Origin of the sequence: Pseudomonas sp. MF6747, assembly GCF_963890955.1 — a bacterium.
Lineage (GTDB): Bacteria > Pseudomonadota > Gammaproteobacteria > Pseudomonadales > Pseudomonadaceae > Aquipseudomonas.
This window is the reverse complement of sequence record NZ_CAWPSZ010000027.1, coordinates 1-14,435: the sequence shown is the minus strand read 5'-3', so window position 1 is coordinate 14,435 and position 14,435 is coordinate 1. Positions and strand designations below refer to the sequence as shown.

15 protein-coding genes and 1 pseudogene are annotated in these 14,435 nt (G+C 62.2%); 6 read left to right on the top strand and 10 right to left on the bottom strand.

Annotated elements, in window-relative coordinates:
- Positions 1-57 precede the first annotated feature (57 nt).
- Positions 58-1,890 (top strand): sigma-54-dependent Fis family transcriptional regulator, encoded by a 1,833-nt coding sequence (locus AACW30_RS21375; RefSeq protein WP_106580622.1) that lies wholly within the window; start codon positions 58-60, stop codon positions 1,888-1,890.
- 1 nt (position 1,891) lies between these two features.
- Here AACW30_RS21375 and AACW30_RS21370 read toward each other — a convergent pair whose 3' ends face one another.
- The 3 genes from AACW30_RS21370 to AACW30_RS21360 all read right to left on the bottom strand — a co-directional run bounded on the left by AACW30_RS21370 (position 1,892) and on the right by AACW30_RS21360 (position 5,881).
- Positions 1,892-2,824 (bottom strand): FecR family protein, encoded by a 933-nt coding sequence (locus AACW30_RS21370; RefSeq protein ID WP_169366375.1) that lies wholly within the window; start codon positions 2,822-2,824, stop codon positions 1,892-1,894.
- Complete coding sequence (locus AACW30_RS21365; RefSeq protein ID WP_106580620.1) at positions 2,821-3,363, bottom strand: sigma-70 family RNA polymerase sigma factor; 543 nt, start codon at positions 3,361-3,363, stop codon at positions 2,821-2,823. Before AACW30_RS21365 ends, AACW30_RS21370 begins: the two co-directional genes overlap by 4 nt.
- A 400-nt stretch (positions 3,364-3,763) precedes the next feature.
- Positions 3,764-5,881 (bottom strand): TonB-dependent receptor family protein, encoded by a 2,118-nt coding sequence (locus tag AACW30_RS21360; protein ID WP_200625698.1) that lies wholly within the window; start codon positions 5,879-5,881, stop codon positions 3,764-3,766.
- Between the two features lie 261 nt (positions 5,882-6,142).
- On the opposite strand from AACW30_RS21360, the gene AACW30_RS21355 reads away from it, so the two are divergent.
- Both AACW30_RS21355 and AACW30_RS21350 read left to right on the top strand, forming a co-directional pair.
- On the top strand, positions 6,143-6,301 hold the full coding sequence (locus AACW30_RS21355) for a hypothetical protein (protein ID WP_164487920.1): 159 nt from the start codon (positions 6,143-6,145) through the stop codon (positions 6,299-6,301).
- Between the two features lie 5 nt (positions 6,302-6,306).
- On the top strand, positions 6,307-6,933 hold the full coding sequence (locus tag AACW30_RS21350) for a helix-turn-helix domain-containing protein (protein ID WP_234452758.1): 627 nt from the start codon (positions 6,307-6,309) through the stop codon (positions 6,931-6,933).
- A 49-nt stretch (positions 6,934-6,982) separates the two neighbouring features.
- Here AACW30_RS21350 and AACW30_RS21345 read toward each other — a convergent pair whose 3' ends face one another.
- The 3 genes from AACW30_RS21345 to AACW30_RS21335 all read right to left on the bottom strand — a co-directional run bounded on the left by AACW30_RS21345 (position 6,983) and on the right by AACW30_RS21335 (position 8,921).
- Positions 6,983-7,492: a hypothetical protein gene (locus tag AACW30_RS21345; protein WP_177410146.1), complete on the bottom strand. Its 510-nt coding sequence runs from the start codon at positions 7,490-7,492 to the stop codon at positions 6,983-6,985.
- A gap of 266 nt (positions 7,493-7,758) precedes the next feature.
- A complete protein-coding gene (locus AACW30_RS21340) occupies positions 7,759-8,049 on the bottom strand; it encodes a hypothetical protein (RefSeq protein WP_200625697.1) in 291 nt (96 codons plus the stop codon).
- Positions 8,050-8,180: 131 nt separating this feature from the next.
- Positions 8,181-8,921, bottom strand: coding sequence for a hypothetical protein (locus AACW30_RS21335; protein ID WP_200625696.1), 741 nt, complete (start codon positions 8,919-8,921; stop codon positions 8,181-8,183).
- A 270-nt stretch (positions 8,922-9,191) separates the two neighbouring features.
- Between AACW30_RS21335 and AACW30_RS21330 the strand changes: the two genes are divergently transcribed.
- From AACW30_RS21330 to AACW30_RS21320, 3 genes are read left to right on the top strand one after another with little or no spacing between them, the layout of a single operon-like run.
- Entirely contained in the window at positions 9,192-9,659 is a 468-nt protein-coding gene (locus AACW30_RS21330; RefSeq protein WP_106580615.1) for a (2Fe-2S)-binding protein, read from the top strand.
- A complete protein-coding gene (locus tag AACW30_RS21325; RefSeq protein ID WP_200625695.1) occupies positions 9,659-11,896 on the top strand; it encodes a xanthine dehydrogenase family protein molybdopterin-binding subunit in 2,238 nt (745 codons plus the stop codon). Before AACW30_RS21330 ends, AACW30_RS21325 begins: the two co-directional genes overlap by 1 nt.
- 16 nt (positions 11,897-11,912) lie before the next feature.
- On the top strand, positions 11,913-13,253 hold the full coding sequence (locus tag AACW30_RS21320) for a c-type cytochrome (RefSeq protein WP_200625694.1): 1,341 nt from the start codon (positions 11,913-11,915) through the stop codon (positions 13,251-13,253).
- Between the two features lie 57 nt (positions 13,254-13,310).
- Here AACW30_RS21320 and AACW30_RS21315 read toward each other — a convergent pair whose 3' ends face one another.
- The 4 genes and pseudogenes from AACW30_RS21315 to AACW30_RS21300 form a co-directional block, all read right to left on the bottom strand.
- The gene (locus AACW30_RS21315; protein WP_200625693.1) at positions 13,311-13,673 is read right to left on the bottom strand and encodes a hypothetical protein; all 363 of its coding nucleotides are present in this window, start codon (positions 13,671-13,673) and stop codon (positions 13,311-13,313) included.
- Positions 13,674-13,675: 2 nt separating this feature from the next.
- Positions 13,676-13,870: a hypothetical protein gene (locus tag AACW30_RS21310; RefSeq protein WP_200625692.1), complete on the bottom strand. Its 195-nt coding sequence runs from the start codon at positions 13,868-13,870 to the stop codon at positions 13,676-13,678.
- Positions 13,860-14,222, bottom strand: a complete 363-nt coding sequence (locus AACW30_RS21305; protein WP_200625691.1) for a hypothetical protein — start codon at positions 14,220-14,222, stop codon at positions 13,860-13,862. Before AACW30_RS21305 ends, AACW30_RS21310 begins: the two co-directional genes overlap by 11 nt.
- A 2-nt stretch (positions 14,223-14,224) precedes the next feature.
- A pseudogene (locus AACW30_RS21300) lies at positions 14,225-14,435 on the bottom strand (hypothetical protein); the annotation flags it as partial.

Below are 14,435 nucleotides of genomic sequence, written 5' to 3'. Positions count from 1 at the left end.
CTGTTTCTTCAGCCCGATTGTGCACGCCCAATAACAATAAAAAAGAAGGTCGCCCCCATGGCCGAACCCTTGGCTCACGACACCCTCATCCAGGATTCCTGGCGCCGCTGCCGCGCGTTTGGCCTGGATCACCAGAGCACGCCCAGCTTCGACCAACTGCCCGCCGAGGGCATCAGCCAATTGCTGGAAAGCCAGCATTCGCTGGTGCAGACCACCCACCAGGAAGTGCTGCCCTATTACGAAAACATCCTGAGCAACTCCAACTGCCTGATCATGCTGGCCGACAATCAGGGCCAGGTCTTGACCTCGTGGGGCACCCAGCGCTTTATCGAGCCGAAACTGGCGCGCGGTTTCAGCGCCGGCGCCAGCTGGAGGGAGCGCAGCAGCGGCACCAATGCGATCGGCACCGCCTTGGCCTGTGCCCAGGCGGTGCATATCGAGCACGACGAACACTTCCTCAAGGCCAACCGCTTCATGACCGGCTCGGCGGCGCCGATCTTCGATGCCCAGCGCGAAATCATCGCGGTGCTGGATGTGTCCAGCGACAGCTATCTGCCGCCCTCCCACACCCTGGGCATGGTCAAGATGATGAGCCAGACCGTGGAAAATCGGCTGATCCTCAACCTGTTTCGCGGCGAGCATTTTCAGCTGACCTTCAACACCGGCCTGAACAACCTCGACAGTCAGTGGGCCGGCCTGCTGATTTTTGATGAGAGCGGGCAAGTGCTGTCGGCCAACCGCCGGGCGGACAATTTGCTGGGCATCAGTTTGTCGCGGGTGCTGATCGACAGTTTGTTCAAGGTCTCGTTGCTGGAGTTGCTGAACCAGCCGGAAGGCTTGCCGTTCTCGCTGCAGGCGGCGGGGCGCAACCGGTTTCAGTGTTTATTGAAGCGGCCGAAGAAGATGCCCGTGCAGGCGCGGGTCTTCAGTGAGCCCAAGCCGGGCAAGCCTGCCGAGCTGAAGCCGACCGCGATCAACCTCAAGACCCTGCACTTTGGCGATGCGCGTGTGGAAAAAGCCGTGCGCCAGGCCGAGCGTCTGCTGGAAAAAGACATTCCGTTGCTGATCCACGGCGAAACCGGCGTCGGCAAAGAGGTGTTCGTCAAAGCCCTGCACCAGGCCAGCTCGCGCAGCGCGCAGGCGTTTATCGCGGTGAACTGTGCGGCGATTCCGGCGGAGTTAGTCGAGTCAGAGCTGTTTGGCTATGAAAAAGGCGCCTTCACCGGCGCCAATCAAAAAGGCAGCATCGGCCTGATTCGCAAGGCGGACAAAGGCACGTTGTTTCTGGATGAGATCGGCGACATGCCGCTGCCGACCCAGGCCCGTTTGCTGCGGGTGCTGCAGGAGCGATGCGTGCAGCCGGTGGGCAGCAGCGAGCTGTTCCCGGTGGACTTGCGGATCATCTCCGCCACCAACCGCGCGTTGCGCGAATGGGTGCAGGCCGGGCGCTTTCGCGAGGATTTGTACTACCGCATCGGCGGCCTGACCCTGGAGCTGCCGCCGTTGCGAGAGCGCACCGACAAGCAGGCGCTGTTCCAGCAGTTGTGGCAGCAGCACCGCGAGCCAACTCAATGGGCCGGGCTGAGTGCCGAGGTGCTGGCGTTGTTCGAGCAACACCCGTGGCCGGGCAATTTGCGCCAGGTCAGCAGCGTGTTGCAGGTAGCACTGGCCATGGCCGAGGAGCAGCCGGTGCGCCCCGAGCATCTGCCGGATGATTTTTTTGTGGATTTGAACGTGCCAGCGCCGTTGCCTGCCAGCGAGGATGTGGAAGATGGCATCGACCTCACGCAACGCTTGAAGGCCGCTGGCGGCAATATTTCCCACCTGGCGCGGGAGTTGGGCGTCAGTCGCAACACGCTGTACAAGCGCCTGCGCCAACATGAGCCTTGACTTAACGCGGCTTGACCACCACCAGCAAGTCCGTGAAGTACTCCACCTTGATCGGCAGGTTGTCGGCCAGTGCCGCGAGCGCCGCCGCGGTGTCGTCGAGCTTGAACACGCCGGACACCCGCAGGTTTTGCAGGGCCTGTGGGTCAAACCGCACCAGGCCATGGCGGTAGCTGGCGAGGGTTTGCAGCACCTCGCTCAAGGGCTGGTCATTGACTTTGAGCAGGCCACGCGTCCAGGCGTCCGGGTCGGTGTTGCCAATCGCCTGCGGCGACTGGGCGCGGCCATGGTCAAGCACCGCGCGCTGGCCGGCTGCGACCTTGACGCCTTCTGCGCCCTCGCCTTTGACCGCCACGCTGGACTCGATCACCGTGACCACGGTGGTGCCATCCGCGGCGCGCTTGACCAGGTAGCGGGTGCCCAGGGCGGTGGCCGTGCCTTGATCGGTGCGCACCACGAATGGCCGTTGCGCATCCTTGGCCACCTCCACCCATAGCTCGCCTTGCAGCAACTGGATCACGCGTTGGTGGCCGTCGAATTTCACGTCCACGGCCGAGTTGCTGTTGAGCTGCAAGCGGCTGCCGTCCTCGAGCGCGACCTGACGGCGTTCGCCGACACCGGTGCGCTGGTCGGCCATCCACACTGGCGCCCGCTCCATTCCTACCCAGCCGCAGAGTAATACGCCGAGTAAACCCAGCACCTGCGCACCCCGCGAGCGTTGTGGGGCGAAAGCACGGTTGAGGGCGATGCGCGCCGGGCGCGCGGGCACGGCGTCGAAATTGCCCCACAGCGCACGCATGCGGTCGATGGCGACGGCATGGCGCGGGTCGGCCTGGCACCAGGTGTTGAAAGCCTGACGGTCGGCGTCGCTGACGTCTTCGTCGTGCAGGCGCGTCAGCCAGTTCGCCGCTTGCTGGATGATGTGTTCAGTGCTCACGACAGCGGGTCCGCCGCGTGCAGGCTGTGGTAGCAATGCACCAGCGCCGTGGAAATGTAATTTTTGACGGTACTGGGCGACACGTCCAGGCAGCTGGCGATTTCGCTGTAAGTGAGCCCGTCGAGGCGGCTTAACAGAAAGGCTTCGCGGGTCTTGGCGGGCAAGCCGGCGAGCATCTCGGCGATGCGCTCCAGCGCCTGCAACGCCACGTGGATTGCCGCCGGATCGGGCATGCCGGCGTCTTCGCACTGAATCACCAGGGCTTGCGTATAGGCCCTTTCGATGCGGCGGCGCCGCGCACCATCAATCAGCAAACGCCCGGCGGTAGTGGCCAGAAAAGCCCGCGGTTCCTTGATGTTGTGGGGTTCGGCCAGCATCAGGACGCGGATGAACGCGTCGTGGGCGAGGTCCGCGGCGTGCTGCGAACACCCGAGTTTTTTGCGCAGCCAGCCGTGCAACCAGCCGTGGTGCTCGCGGTACATTGCCGTGAGGGTCTGCTGACGGGCGCCATCGCCCGGCGCGGCCGGAATGTCATGCATGCGCAAAAACTTCTCAAATGGGAAATATTACCAATTGCGCGAACAATGCCAGCAAAACGGTATGAGGGCAAGGGGGCTCCGGTCTGCTGCTTTTCGGGCTTTCATGCTGGTAGTTGTGGCGAATGGGCTTCCCGTGGCGAGCGGACTTGTTGTGGCGACTGGGCTTGTGGTGGCCAATGGGATTGTTGTGGCGAGCGGGCTTGCCCCGCGTTGGGGCGCGTAGCGGCCCCAGTAAGGTCACCGCGTTTTTACAGTTAGAACGCGTTAGCCGGTTTTGGGGCTGCTGCGCAGCCCAACGCGGGGCAAGCCCGCTCGCCACAACAAGCCCGCCCGCCATCAACAAACCCGCGCTCCACGGTAAACCCGCGCTTCACAGTAAGTCTGCTGCCCACACGGTTGCTTAACGCCAACTCCACGACACGCCGGTAAAAATGCCTCGCCCGTCTGCCGGCGTGGACCGCGCCACATCCAGGCCTTTGTCGTCATAACCCGGGGTGACCGTATTGGCGTAGCGCCGGTTGGTGAGGTTGCGCACATCGACCCAGGCTTGCCAGTCCTGCTTGGGCGCGTCGTAGCCGAAGGTGGCGCCGAGGGTGGTGTAGGCCGCCGCGTAATAGGAATTGGCGTAGTCCACCGCCACACGCGAGGAATGCTCGGTGTTGAGGCTGGTGTAGAACCCCGTCGGATGGCTGTAGCGCAGCTGCGCCTGGTAGTAATGCTTGGGGATGCCCGGCAGGGTGTTGTCGCCGAAGCGGTCATCGTCGCGGTAGTGGAAGTCGCTGAACGTGTAGGCCTGGCGCAAGGCCAACTGGCCATTGCCGCCGCCGTCCCACAGCGGGCTGAGCAGGCTCAGTTCCACACCCTGGTGCACGGTGGGGCTGGCGTTGGCCTCGGCGACAATCGCGTTGGTGGTGGCGGTTTGCGCTTGAGTTTCGACGGTGAGCAGTTCGTGACGCACTTCTGAGCGGTACAGCGCCAGGTCCCACTGGCCAAACCACTGTTCGCCACGGCCACCGACTTCCACAGTGGTAGCGGTCTGGTTGCGCAGGCTTACGCCTTCACGCTGCAAGCCGGTGGCCGGGCCGCTGCCGCTGGGAAAGTATTTATTGGAACCCCAGATCATCGACCACGCATGCGGTGGCTCGACCGAGCGACTCAGGTTGCCATACACCTGCAATTGCGCGGTGAAGTCATAGCGCAGGCCGATACGCGGGGCGTAATCCCAGTCGTGCTGGCTCAACGGCGCCTGACCTTCGGGATAAGTGACTTGGGTTTCGCGGCGAGTGTAGATCGCGGCCAGGCCGGTGGTCAGCCATAGGTCCGGAACCAGCTCCAAGTCGTTGCCGACATGCAGCACGGTGTCAGCGCCGAGATAGCTGTAGTCGCGGGTCTTGGTGCCAGGCGCGTAAATAGCCGTGTTGCCGGCAGGCGTGCGCACGTATTCCGAGGCACCGTTATTCGGCATCGCCTGGGTGCTGCGCAGCCCTACCGTGGTCTTGCTGTCGTGGCCGAACAGCAGGTCCTGGCGGATGTAATTGAGCGTGCCACTGACGTCGGTGTAGGCGACTTTCAGGCGATTAGTACCCTCGCGCAAGTCCATCGGATAGTCGTGATAGGCCAGCCCGACTTCAACGCGGGAATTGTCATCCAACTGCAAGGTGGTTTTGTTGGCGATCCAGGTCGAACCCGGCTGCAAACGCTTGGAATCGCGGGCGGCGTTGAGGCTGTTGGCGGCCGTTGGATCGTGGCTGATCTGGTCACGCGTCAGCTTGCCGGGGGTGTCATTGGTGGTTTCGCGGTAGCGAAAATAGAAGCGCGTTTCCAGGTCCGGGTTGAAACGGTAGCCGAAGTTGGCGGCGATGCCCTTGCCGGTACCGGCGCTCTGGTGCTGGTAGCCATCGGATTCGGAGTCGGTGAGGCTGATGTAATAGTCGGCATCGCCCAGCACCTGACCGGAGCTGATCTCGCGCTGGGCATAACCGCGACTGCCTGCTTCATAACGCACTTGCAATTTGGGTGCGTCGTAACCCGTGCGGGTGACGTAATTCACCGACCCGCCCAAGGCCAGCGCGCCCTGGTCAAAGCCATTGGCGCCGCGCAGCACTTCGACGCGGCTGTGCCACAGTGGGTCCTTGAGTTCGTAGGGCGTGCCGCCCGGGCCGGTCAGCGGCAAACCGTCGAACATTTCATACAGGCCAGAGGCGTGCGAACCGGGGCTGCGGTTCAAGCCCGAACCGCGTATCGAAAGCTTCACGCCTTCATTGTTGGCCGCCTTGGCGTACACCCCGGCCTGGTATTTGAACACGTCTTCATTGGTGCTGACCCGGCCCTGCTGCACGCTGCTCATGTCGATGTAGTTGGTGCCACCGGGAACGCTTTTGAGTTGCGCCTGGGCCACTTCGCCTGCGCTGACCTCGCTGCTGGTGACCTCAACCGGTGCCAATTGCAGGGCGTCGGCCTGCGCCAGCGAACTGAGGGTCAAGGCGGCAAAAAGCAGCGGAGGTTGGCGCAACAGCATGGACAGATCCTTGGAATGTAGGGGCGAGACAGGCCGGGGCCGAGCACGCTAACAGGGGTGGGAAGCCACGCAGGCTTACCGAGTCACGCCTTATTAACGGACCAGACCCTTCCCACAACAGCTTCGGACTGCTTGTATTGGTTAAGTCCAAAATCGAATTAACACATGCAAACTCAGTATTTAAGGAAATAACCGCCACGCTGTACTGTGGAGCCACTGAGTCACCTACGTGAATCACCCTGGCCCCAAGAGATCGCGCCCATGCAAACATCTGCCACCGTCATCGACTTCACCCTCCACCGTAAGCGCCGCCAGGCGCGTGCAGCGGCCGAGCTGATGTGGGCGATGTATGCGGCACGCGCCGGGCTTGCCGTGTTGACCGCCCAGGCGACGCCCTCCAGTGATACGCGCCGGGCGTAAGGCCGATGAATGTTCTGCAGGTACTTGCCGAGTCACCCGAACCGCTTCCAAAACCTGGCACCGATGACGACGACACCAGCCTGTGTGTTGCGCAGAACCTGCAGCGCCTGCGCAGCAAACGCCACCTGTCGCTGGATGGGCTGGCGCGCGCCTGCGGCGTCAGCCGGGCAATGCTGGCGCAGATCGAATCGGGCCGCAGCGTTCCGTCGATCAAGGTGCTGTGCAAAATCGCCAAGGGGTTGAAGGTGTCAGTGGCGGCCTTTCTGGAAGACCGCGCCTTTGAAGGCGTCGAGGTGTTGCCGGCGCAGCAGAGTAAACGCCTGGTGAGTGCCGATGGTGCGTTTGTCAGCCGCGCGTTGTTCCCCTACGACACCGCGCGCCAGTCCGAATTCTACGAGATCCGCCTGCGCGCCCTCGGCGAGGAAGTCTGCGCAGGCCACGGCCCGGGCATCCAGGAAAACCTGGTGGTGGCACAGGGCGTGCTGGAAGTCAGCGTTAACGACGAACGCTACCTGCTCTCCACCGGCGATTCGATCCTGTTCTACGCCGACCAGCCCCACCGCTACCGCAACCCGGCGGACAGCGAGGCGGTGGCGTTTTTAGTGATCACCTACCCGGAACGCCTGGACTGAATGCAAAACGCCCCGAATCATCGGGGCGTTTTTTAGTCTGCGGGTGCTATCAGCAGGTGCAGCACATCATCGGCATGCCATTGCAGCTCATCATCATCGGCATGGCGCAGTCATTCATCAGCTTGTTCATCAGCATGCAGCAGTTTTCCATCATGGCCATGCTCATGCCCGGCATCGGCATCATTTTGCACTGCAGGCTGTCGCCCATCAGGGTGCATTCCATCATGCACTTCATCATCGGCATCGACATGCCCATGGCCATCATCGGCATCATGTTCGGCATTTCCATGTTCATCTTCATGGCGTCGGCCGACAGGCACATCATCGACAGGTTGGCGCACTGCATCATCATCGGCATACCGCAGTTCATCATCATCGCCATCATTTCGGCGTTAGTCTTGAACTGAGCCATGTCCATACCGGCTGCGGGCTTCATGGTGCACATCATGGCGTCGCCGGCCATTTCGCAGTGCATGGTGGCCATCATCATCGGCATGCCCATCATCATCGGCATCATTGGCATGGAAGTGTTCATCGGCATCTGCATCGCATTCATCATGTTCGAAACTCCGTAATCGACAGGAAATGGCTAAGTTCTGGCGCCGATTCTAGAGACGCCGGGCAGCGGCGCAAGACGGCGGCAGAGCAGCAGGATTGGCTGTTCGGGGGCAAGCTTAGTTGACCAGAACAGCTGCGCACGCTGCGATAACAGAGCAAGCGACGTCGCGACGTCGCTGACCTCTTGTATAGGCAGATAAACGTCGCTGTAGATATGCGATTACGCTCTTCAGACCAATCGTAAGGAAATAAACGATCTAACCCGCTTCAAATAAACCCCGCAGGGGTCTCATCGGCCGTCGGCGCCAGCAAGCGCAGCAAATCATCCGCCTCCGTGCCCTGTGGAAACCTGAACCCAAGCATTTCGTCACACGCCAGAACACTCGCGAGCGCTTCACGCAACTGCGCCTCTGTCGGTGCGTCGCGCAGCAGTTTATCGGCGGGCAATAGCACGTCGGCGGGGACGCCTTGAGCACTTGCCACGTCGATCACGGCAAACAGGATAAATCGCAGGCGGACTTCGCGATCAGTAGGCCAAACCGTTTTGCGCTTTCCCAAGGTAGGCACTCATCGTCAAGAAAAGTCCGAGGCTATTGCCGACCGTGGGTATGTTTCAAGCAAAGGGGGGCAAGATAGGCCGTTTCCCACATATGAAAGGGAAATGCCGCACTGCAAGATCGGTCCACACATCACTGCACGGGCAAAAAATTCATCAGCAGCAAGCTCTGCGCGTAATTGAGGGCAACGCGCCGGTAACGCTCATCAAGCATCTGCGCGAGCAGGTCGAGGCGCGCAACCACTTTGCCGAACTCAACGGCGAAACTGAGGTTGCTGCCCTCCTCCGAGATTTCATTGGAGAACAACAGCAACACGCCATTGGCGTCCTGGCGCTGGCTGAGCAGCCAGGTGGCTTTCTCGATATTGCGCGCGGCATTGCTGACAAATTGCGGGTTGATCGAGTCGGTGACATAAAACTGCGTGCGCCCACCGTGTGCAGTCACCAGCATGCTGCCAATGGCATAGATAAACGCCCCGACCCGGTCGCCGCGAAAGTCCGGGCTCAGCGAATAGCTCAAGGCCACCAGGTCACGACGGTCCCCCAGGGCAGGCAGCGGTTGCCGGTTCTCGATGGCGCGGCGAATGTCCCGCGCGGCACTCACCGCATCGGTATAACCCGATTGGCGCCACTGGTTGGGGTTGCGCAGGTAGAGCTTGTTCATCAGCACGTACAGGCTTTGCAGGTTGTCGCGCATGCTCAAGGTTGCCATGCGGTCGACGCTGGTCTGAAAGAATTCATCGGGCTTGCCATCGCTGAACTGCCTGGCGATATCGCGGCCCTGTTGCTGGCTGCAGCCGGTGGCACAGAGCATAAACACCGCTGCGATCAGCAGCGGCCAGCGGGTGATAAAAGCAATTGACGTTCGATCCATCGGCACCGGGTCTGGCTGCTGTCCACGCGCAGAATGAGCGCGGTCGTGACAGGGATAGATCAGAAGAATGAAAAAAAGTGCAGCGCGCCGGCGTGGATCAGCAAAGGCCTACAGGCTAAAAGCACGCGCAGTGGTGCAATCCTGTCGAATTCTTGCCTGATCCTCCGAGTTGTCGATGACGGGATCGATAGCTGTTGCGCCGTGGTCTAGAGTGCAACGATGGGCAACTTATAAAAAAAGCCACACCAACCGATGATCAGCAGGTGAACCATGCAATTACGTATCAACCAGAAATCCTACGAGGTCGATGCCGACGCCGATACGCCGCTGCTCTGGGTGATCCGTGATGACCTGGGGCTGACCGGCACCAAATACGGCTGCGGCCTGGCCCAGTGCGGCGCCTGCTCGGTGCTGGTGGACGGCAACGTGGTGCGCTCGTGCGTCACGCCAGTGGCGGGTGTGGTTGGCCACGAGATCACCACCATCGAGGCGATCGAAGCCGATGACGTGGGCAAGCGCGTGGTCGCGGCCTGGGTCGAGCATCAAGTGGCGCAATGCGGTTACTGCCAGTCCGGGCAGGTGATGGCCGCCACTGCGCTGCTCAAGCACACGCCGGCGCCCAGCGATGCGCAGATTGAAGCGGCGATGATCAACCTGTGCCGCTGCGGCACCTATAACGCCATTCGCACGGCGGTGCATGACCTGGCCGTTCAGCCTGCCCGGCAGGAGAGCGCCTGATGAACACGCGCAACGCCCTCCCTGATACGCCATTGGGCGAACCGATCAACCTGTCCCGGCGCCGCTTTCTGGCCAGCACCGCCGTGGGCGCGCTGGTCATTGGCTTCGGCCTGCCGCTGGGCACGCCCAGGGCCTACGCCGCCACGCCCGACGCGGCAGAACGCGGCACCCAGGTGCCGGCGTTTTTAGAGATTCGCCCTGATGGCACCGTGCGGTTGCTCAGCCCCTTCATGGAAGGCGGCCAGGGCACTCACACCGCCATGGCGCAGATTGTCGGTGAAGAGCTGGACGCCGACCCCGCCACCTTCATTGTCGAGGCCGCGCCGCCCGGCGATGCGTATGTGGTGATGGAAAACGGCATGCGCATCACCGGCGGCAGCATGTCGGTGCGCATGAGTTACCCGACCATGCGCCGCCTCGGCGCCCTGGCCCGCGCGATGCTGCTGCAGGCCGGCGCCGAGCAGCTTGGCGTGCCGGTCGCGCAACTGACCACAACACCCGGCCGCGTGGTGCATGCCGCTTCCGGCCGCTCGCTGGGCTACGGTGAGCTGGCCGGGCGCGCCCTGGACATGCCGGTGCCCGACCCGGCCACCATCACCCTGCGCGACCCGAGCCAATTCCGCTGGATCGGCAAGCCGGTCAAACGCCTGGATGCCTACGACAAATCCACCGGCAAGGCGCAATACAGCATCGACTTGAAAGTCGACGGCATGCTCCACGCCGCCGTCCAGCACGCGCCGCGCCTGGGCATGACCGTGGGCAGCCTGCGTAACCAGGCGCAGGTCGAAGCCATGAAGGGCGTGCACTCGGTGCATCAACTGCCCGGCGCCGTGGCCGTGGTGGCCGAGCGCTGGTGGCACGCCAAGCGCGCGGTGGAGGCGATCCAGGTGGAATGGCTGGAAGCCGCTGCAGATTCGACCGTACGCGCGATGCCGGCGGATTTTTCCAGCGACAAATACCGCGACTTCCTCGCCGCCCAGCAAGGCCCGGCGCGTGACGATGAAAACGAAGGCGATGTAGCCGGCGCGCTGGCCAACGCCAAAACCAAAGTCGAAGCCACCTACCATAACCAGTACGTCAACCACGCCCAGCTGGAGCCACCTTCTGCCCTGGCACGCTTCAACCCCGACGGCACGCTGGAGGTGTGGCTGCCGAACCAGGCGCCGGATATGTTCCGCGCCGACATGGCCAAACGCACCGGGCTCGACCCGGCGAAGATCACCCTGCACTCACCGCTGCTGGGCGGTTTTTTCGGCCGGCACTTCCTGTATGACTCGGCCAACCCTTACCCGCAGGCCATCACACTGGCCAAAGCAGTCGGTCGCCCGGTCAAGCTGATCTGGAGCCGTGAAGAGGAGTTCCTGCGCGATGTGCTGCGCCCGGTCGCCGTGGTCAAGTTCCGCGCCGCGCTGGACGCGCAAGGGTTGCCGGTGGCCATTGAAGCGGTGAGTGCCACCGAAGGCCCCAGCGAAGCCATCGCCGGTAAACAGGGCGACAAAATCGACCCCACGGCCCTCGAAGGGTTGTCGGGCAAAAGCTACGCGATCCCCAACAAGCGCATTGCGCAGATCTACGTCAAAGGCCCGACCATGCTCGGCTACTGGCGCTCGGTGGGCAATTCGCTGAATGACTTCTTCTATGAAGCGTTCCTCGATGAGCTGGCCGACAAAGGCGGCCAAGACCCCTACGAGCTGCGCCTGCATTTGCTGCGCGATAACCCGCGGCTAACCACGCTGCTGAAGGCGGTGGGCGAGTTGTCCGGCGGCTGGAAGCGTGGCCCCTACACCGCGGAGGACGGCAGCCGCCGTGCACGCGGCGTGGCCATGGCCTCACCGTTCGGCTCCCACGCTGCGGTGGTCGCCGAAGTGTCGATCGAAAACGGCCAGGTCAAGGTGCACCACATCTGGGAAGCCATCGACCCGGGCAGCATCGTCAACCCGGCGATTGTTGAAGCACAAGTGAATGGCGCGGTGGCCCTCGGCTTGTCGCAAACCTTGCTGGAGGAAGCGGTGTACGTGGACGGCAAACCACGGGCGCGCAACTATGACCTGTACCCGATCCTACCGCTGTCGCGCATGGCCCAGGTGCACGTGAAGATTGTCGAGAGTGGTGAAAAAATGGGTGGCATCGGCGAACCGCCGTTACCTGCAGTGGCGCCGGCCGTGGCCAATGCAGTCGCGCACCTGACCGGCCAGCGCATTCGTAGCCTGCCTTTGAGCCGATACACTTTCGCCTGACCGACAAGGAACGCGCATGAACAACCAACGATTGGCTAGAACCGCAGGCTGGCTGGTGCTGGCCGGCGCGGTCGCCGCAGGCGTACTGGCCTGGTACGTGACCCGCGAGCCCGCCTCGCCTTTTGAGCAACAACCCGCCGCCAAAGCGGACCCGGCACTGGTCAGCCGCGGCGAGTACGTCGCTCGCGTCAGCGACTGCGTGGCCTGCCACAGTTTGCCGGGCAAGGCACCGTTCGCTGGCGGCCTGGAGATGGCCACGCCGCTGGGCGCGATTCACGCCACCAACATCACGCCCGACCGCAACACCGGCATTGGCGCCTACACGCCGGCCGACTTCGACCGCGCGGTGCGCCACGGCGTCGCGCCGGGTGGGCGCAGGCTTTACCCGGCCATGCCCTACCCGTCTTACGCCAAGCTCAGCGATGACGACATGCGTGCGCTGTACGCGTTTTTCATGCAAGGCGTGGAGCCGGCCAATCAGCCCAATATCGACAGCAGCATTCCCTGGCCGCTGAACATGCGCTGGCCCATCGCCCTGTGGAACGGCGTGTTCGCACCCAACGCCACCTACGCGGCCAAACCCGCCCAGGACGCGCTGTGGAACCGTGGCGCCTACATCGTCCAAGGCCCGGGCCACTGCGGCAGTTGCCACACGCCGCGCGGCCTGGCCTTTAACGAGAAGGCGCTGGACGAGTCCGGCGCGCCCTACCTGGCCGGCGGCCTGCTCGACGGCTGGTATGCGCCGAGCTTGCGCCAGGACCACAACACCGGGCTGGGCCGCTGGAGCGAGGACGAGATCGTGCGGTTCCTCAAGACCGGGCGCAACCAACATGCGGTGGTGTATGGCTCGATGACCGAGGCGTTCAACAACTCGACGCAATTCATGAGCGATGAAGATTTGAACGCCATCGCCCGCTACCTCAAATCACTGCCTGGCGACCCGCAGCGGGACGGTTCGCCGTGGCAGTATCAGGCGGTCAACGCGGTTGCGGACGTACCGGGTGCCCACACTTACGCGACCCGCTGCGCTTCCTGCCACGGCCTGAATGGCAAGGGCCAGCCCGAGTGGATGCCACCGCTGGCAGGCGCGACTTCGGCACTGGCCAAGGAAAATGCCTCGGCGATCAACATCACGCTCAATGGCTCACAACGGATCGTGACGGCGGGTATGCCGGATGCTTACCGGATGCCAGCGTTCAGGGAGCAGCTGTCGGATGAGGAAATCGCGCAGGTGCTGACTTACGTGCGAGGTACGTGGGGCAACAACGGCGGCGCAGTAGATGCCGCGGCGGTGAATAAACTGCGCGGGCATACGGACCCGGCGAGCAGCAGCCCGATCATTTTGCATATGCGCTGAGAGAGGGCTCCCACGCTCCCGCGTGGGAATGCAACCCGGGGCGCGGTGCGTCCCGCGCTACCAACCATACAAAAGGGTCCAGAGGACACCGCTGGCAGCCACTACCATCCCAAAATAATACGGCCACAACGCCCAGCGCTTGAGGGACAAAGGGACGGCCGCCAGTTCAGCCTCGGTTACCTCCCCTCTTTTGATGTGAAATTTGGGCATTCCCAACAGTTCAGTGATCAGGAGCATGCGATGGAACCTGTCGATATGCTTATTTCTGCCCCAAAAGCGTTTGTTGTCGCAGATCACCTTGTTCTCGCTGAAGTAGCTTTCCAGGGCCTCGAGCTTTGTATACTCAGCGTATAGAGTGAGCCCCGAGAACACGAACACACCTGCACACATAAAAATTGCAAGGATGAGTTGAAAATCCATGCTTAAGCGCCCTCTGGGTGAAAGATCAAATCACCGTCGATCTCTTCGATCTTCCCGCCCAGAAACGCACCGCCAGTGCCGAATACGTTGCCTATCACTGCGCAGGCCAGCGCACCGTTTTCTTTAGCCGCGACGCCAGTGTCAAGCACCCGTGAGAATGCCGCCAGAAACGTGGTGCGTCCCGGGCTACCAGCCATACAAAATGGACCACAGCATACAGCCGGCAAACCACACCATTCCAAAACGATACGGCCACAACGCCCAACGCTTGAGGGACAAGGGCACGGACGCCAATTCAGCCTCGGTTACCTCCCCTCTTTTGATGTGAAATTTAGGCATTCCCAACAGGCCATTGATCACGAGCATGCGATGAAACCTGTCGATATGCTGATTTCTGCCCCAAAAGCGTTTGTTGTCGCAGACCACCTTGTTCTCGCTGAAGTAGCTTTCCAGGGCTTCGAGCTTTGTGCACTCAGCATATAAAGTGAGTCCCGCGCCAACAAACGCCCCTGCAAATAAAAAGATTGCCAGGATGAGTTGAAAATCCATGCTTAAGCGCCCTCTGGTTGAAAGATCAAATCACCGTCGATCTCTCCGATCTTCCCGCCCAGAAACGCACCGCCAGTGCCGAATAGGTTGCCTATCACTGCGCAGGCCAGCGCACCGTTTTCTTTAGCCGCGACGCCAGTGTCAAGCACCCGTGAGAATGCCGCCAGAAACGTGGTGCGTCCCGGGCTACCAGCCATACAAAATGGACCACAG

What these genes read in the sequence shown, in the direction of transcription:
- AACW30_RS21375 (WP_106580622.1), top strand. Translation starts at nt 58, where the DNA reads ATGGCCGAACCCTTGGCTCACGACACCCTCATCCAGGATTCCTGGCGC.
- AACW30_RS21365 (WP_106580620.1), bottom strand. Translation starts at nt 3,363, where the DNA reads ATGCATGACATTCCGGCCGCGCCGGGCGATGGCGCCCGTCAGCAGACC.
- AACW30_RS21360 (WP_200625698.1), bottom strand. Translation starts at nt 5,881, where the DNA reads ATGCTGTTGCGCCAACCTCCGCTGCTTTTTGCCGCCTTGACCCTCAGT.
- AACW30_RS21355 (WP_164487920.1), top strand. Translation starts at nt 6,143, where the DNA reads ATGCAAACATCTGCCACCGTCATCGACTTCACCCTCCACCGTAAGCGC.
- AACW30_RS21350 (WP_234452758.1), top strand. Translation starts at nt 6,307, where the DNA reads ATGAATGTTCTGCAGGTACTTGCCGAGTCACCCGAACCGCTTCCAAAA.
- AACW30_RS21345 (WP_177410146.1), bottom strand. Translation starts at nt 7,492, where the DNA reads ATGATGAATGCGATGCAGATGCCGATGAACACTTCCATGCCAATGATG.
- AACW30_RS21335 (WP_200625696.1), bottom strand. Translation starts at nt 8,921, where the DNA reads ATGGATCGAACGTCAATTGCTTTTATCACCCGCTGGCCGCTGCTGATC.
- AACW30_RS21330 (WP_106580615.1), top strand. Translation starts at nt 9,192, where the DNA reads ATGCAATTACGTATCAACCAGAAATCCTACGAGGTCGATGCCGACGCC.
- AACW30_RS21325 (WP_200625695.1), top strand. Translation starts at nt 9,659, where the DNA reads ATGAACACGCGCAACGCCCTCCCTGATACGCCATTGGGCGAACCGATC.
- AACW30_RS21320 (WP_200625694.1), top strand. Translation starts at nt 11,913, where the DNA reads ATGAACAACCAACGATTGGCTAGAACCGCAGGCTGGCTGGTGCTGGCC.
- AACW30_RS21315 (WP_200625693.1), bottom strand. Translation starts at nt 13,673, where the DNA reads ATGGATTTTCAACTCATCCTTGCAATTTTTATGTGTGCAGGTGTGTTC.
- AACW30_RS21310 (WP_200625692.1), bottom strand. Translation starts at nt 13,870, where the DNA reads ATGGCTGGTAGCCCGGGACGCACCACGTTTCTGGCGGCATTCTCACGG.
- AACW30_RS21305 (WP_200625691.1), bottom strand. Translation starts at nt 14,222, where the DNA reads ATGGATTTTCAACTCATCCTGGCAATCTTTTTATTTGCAGGGGCGTTT.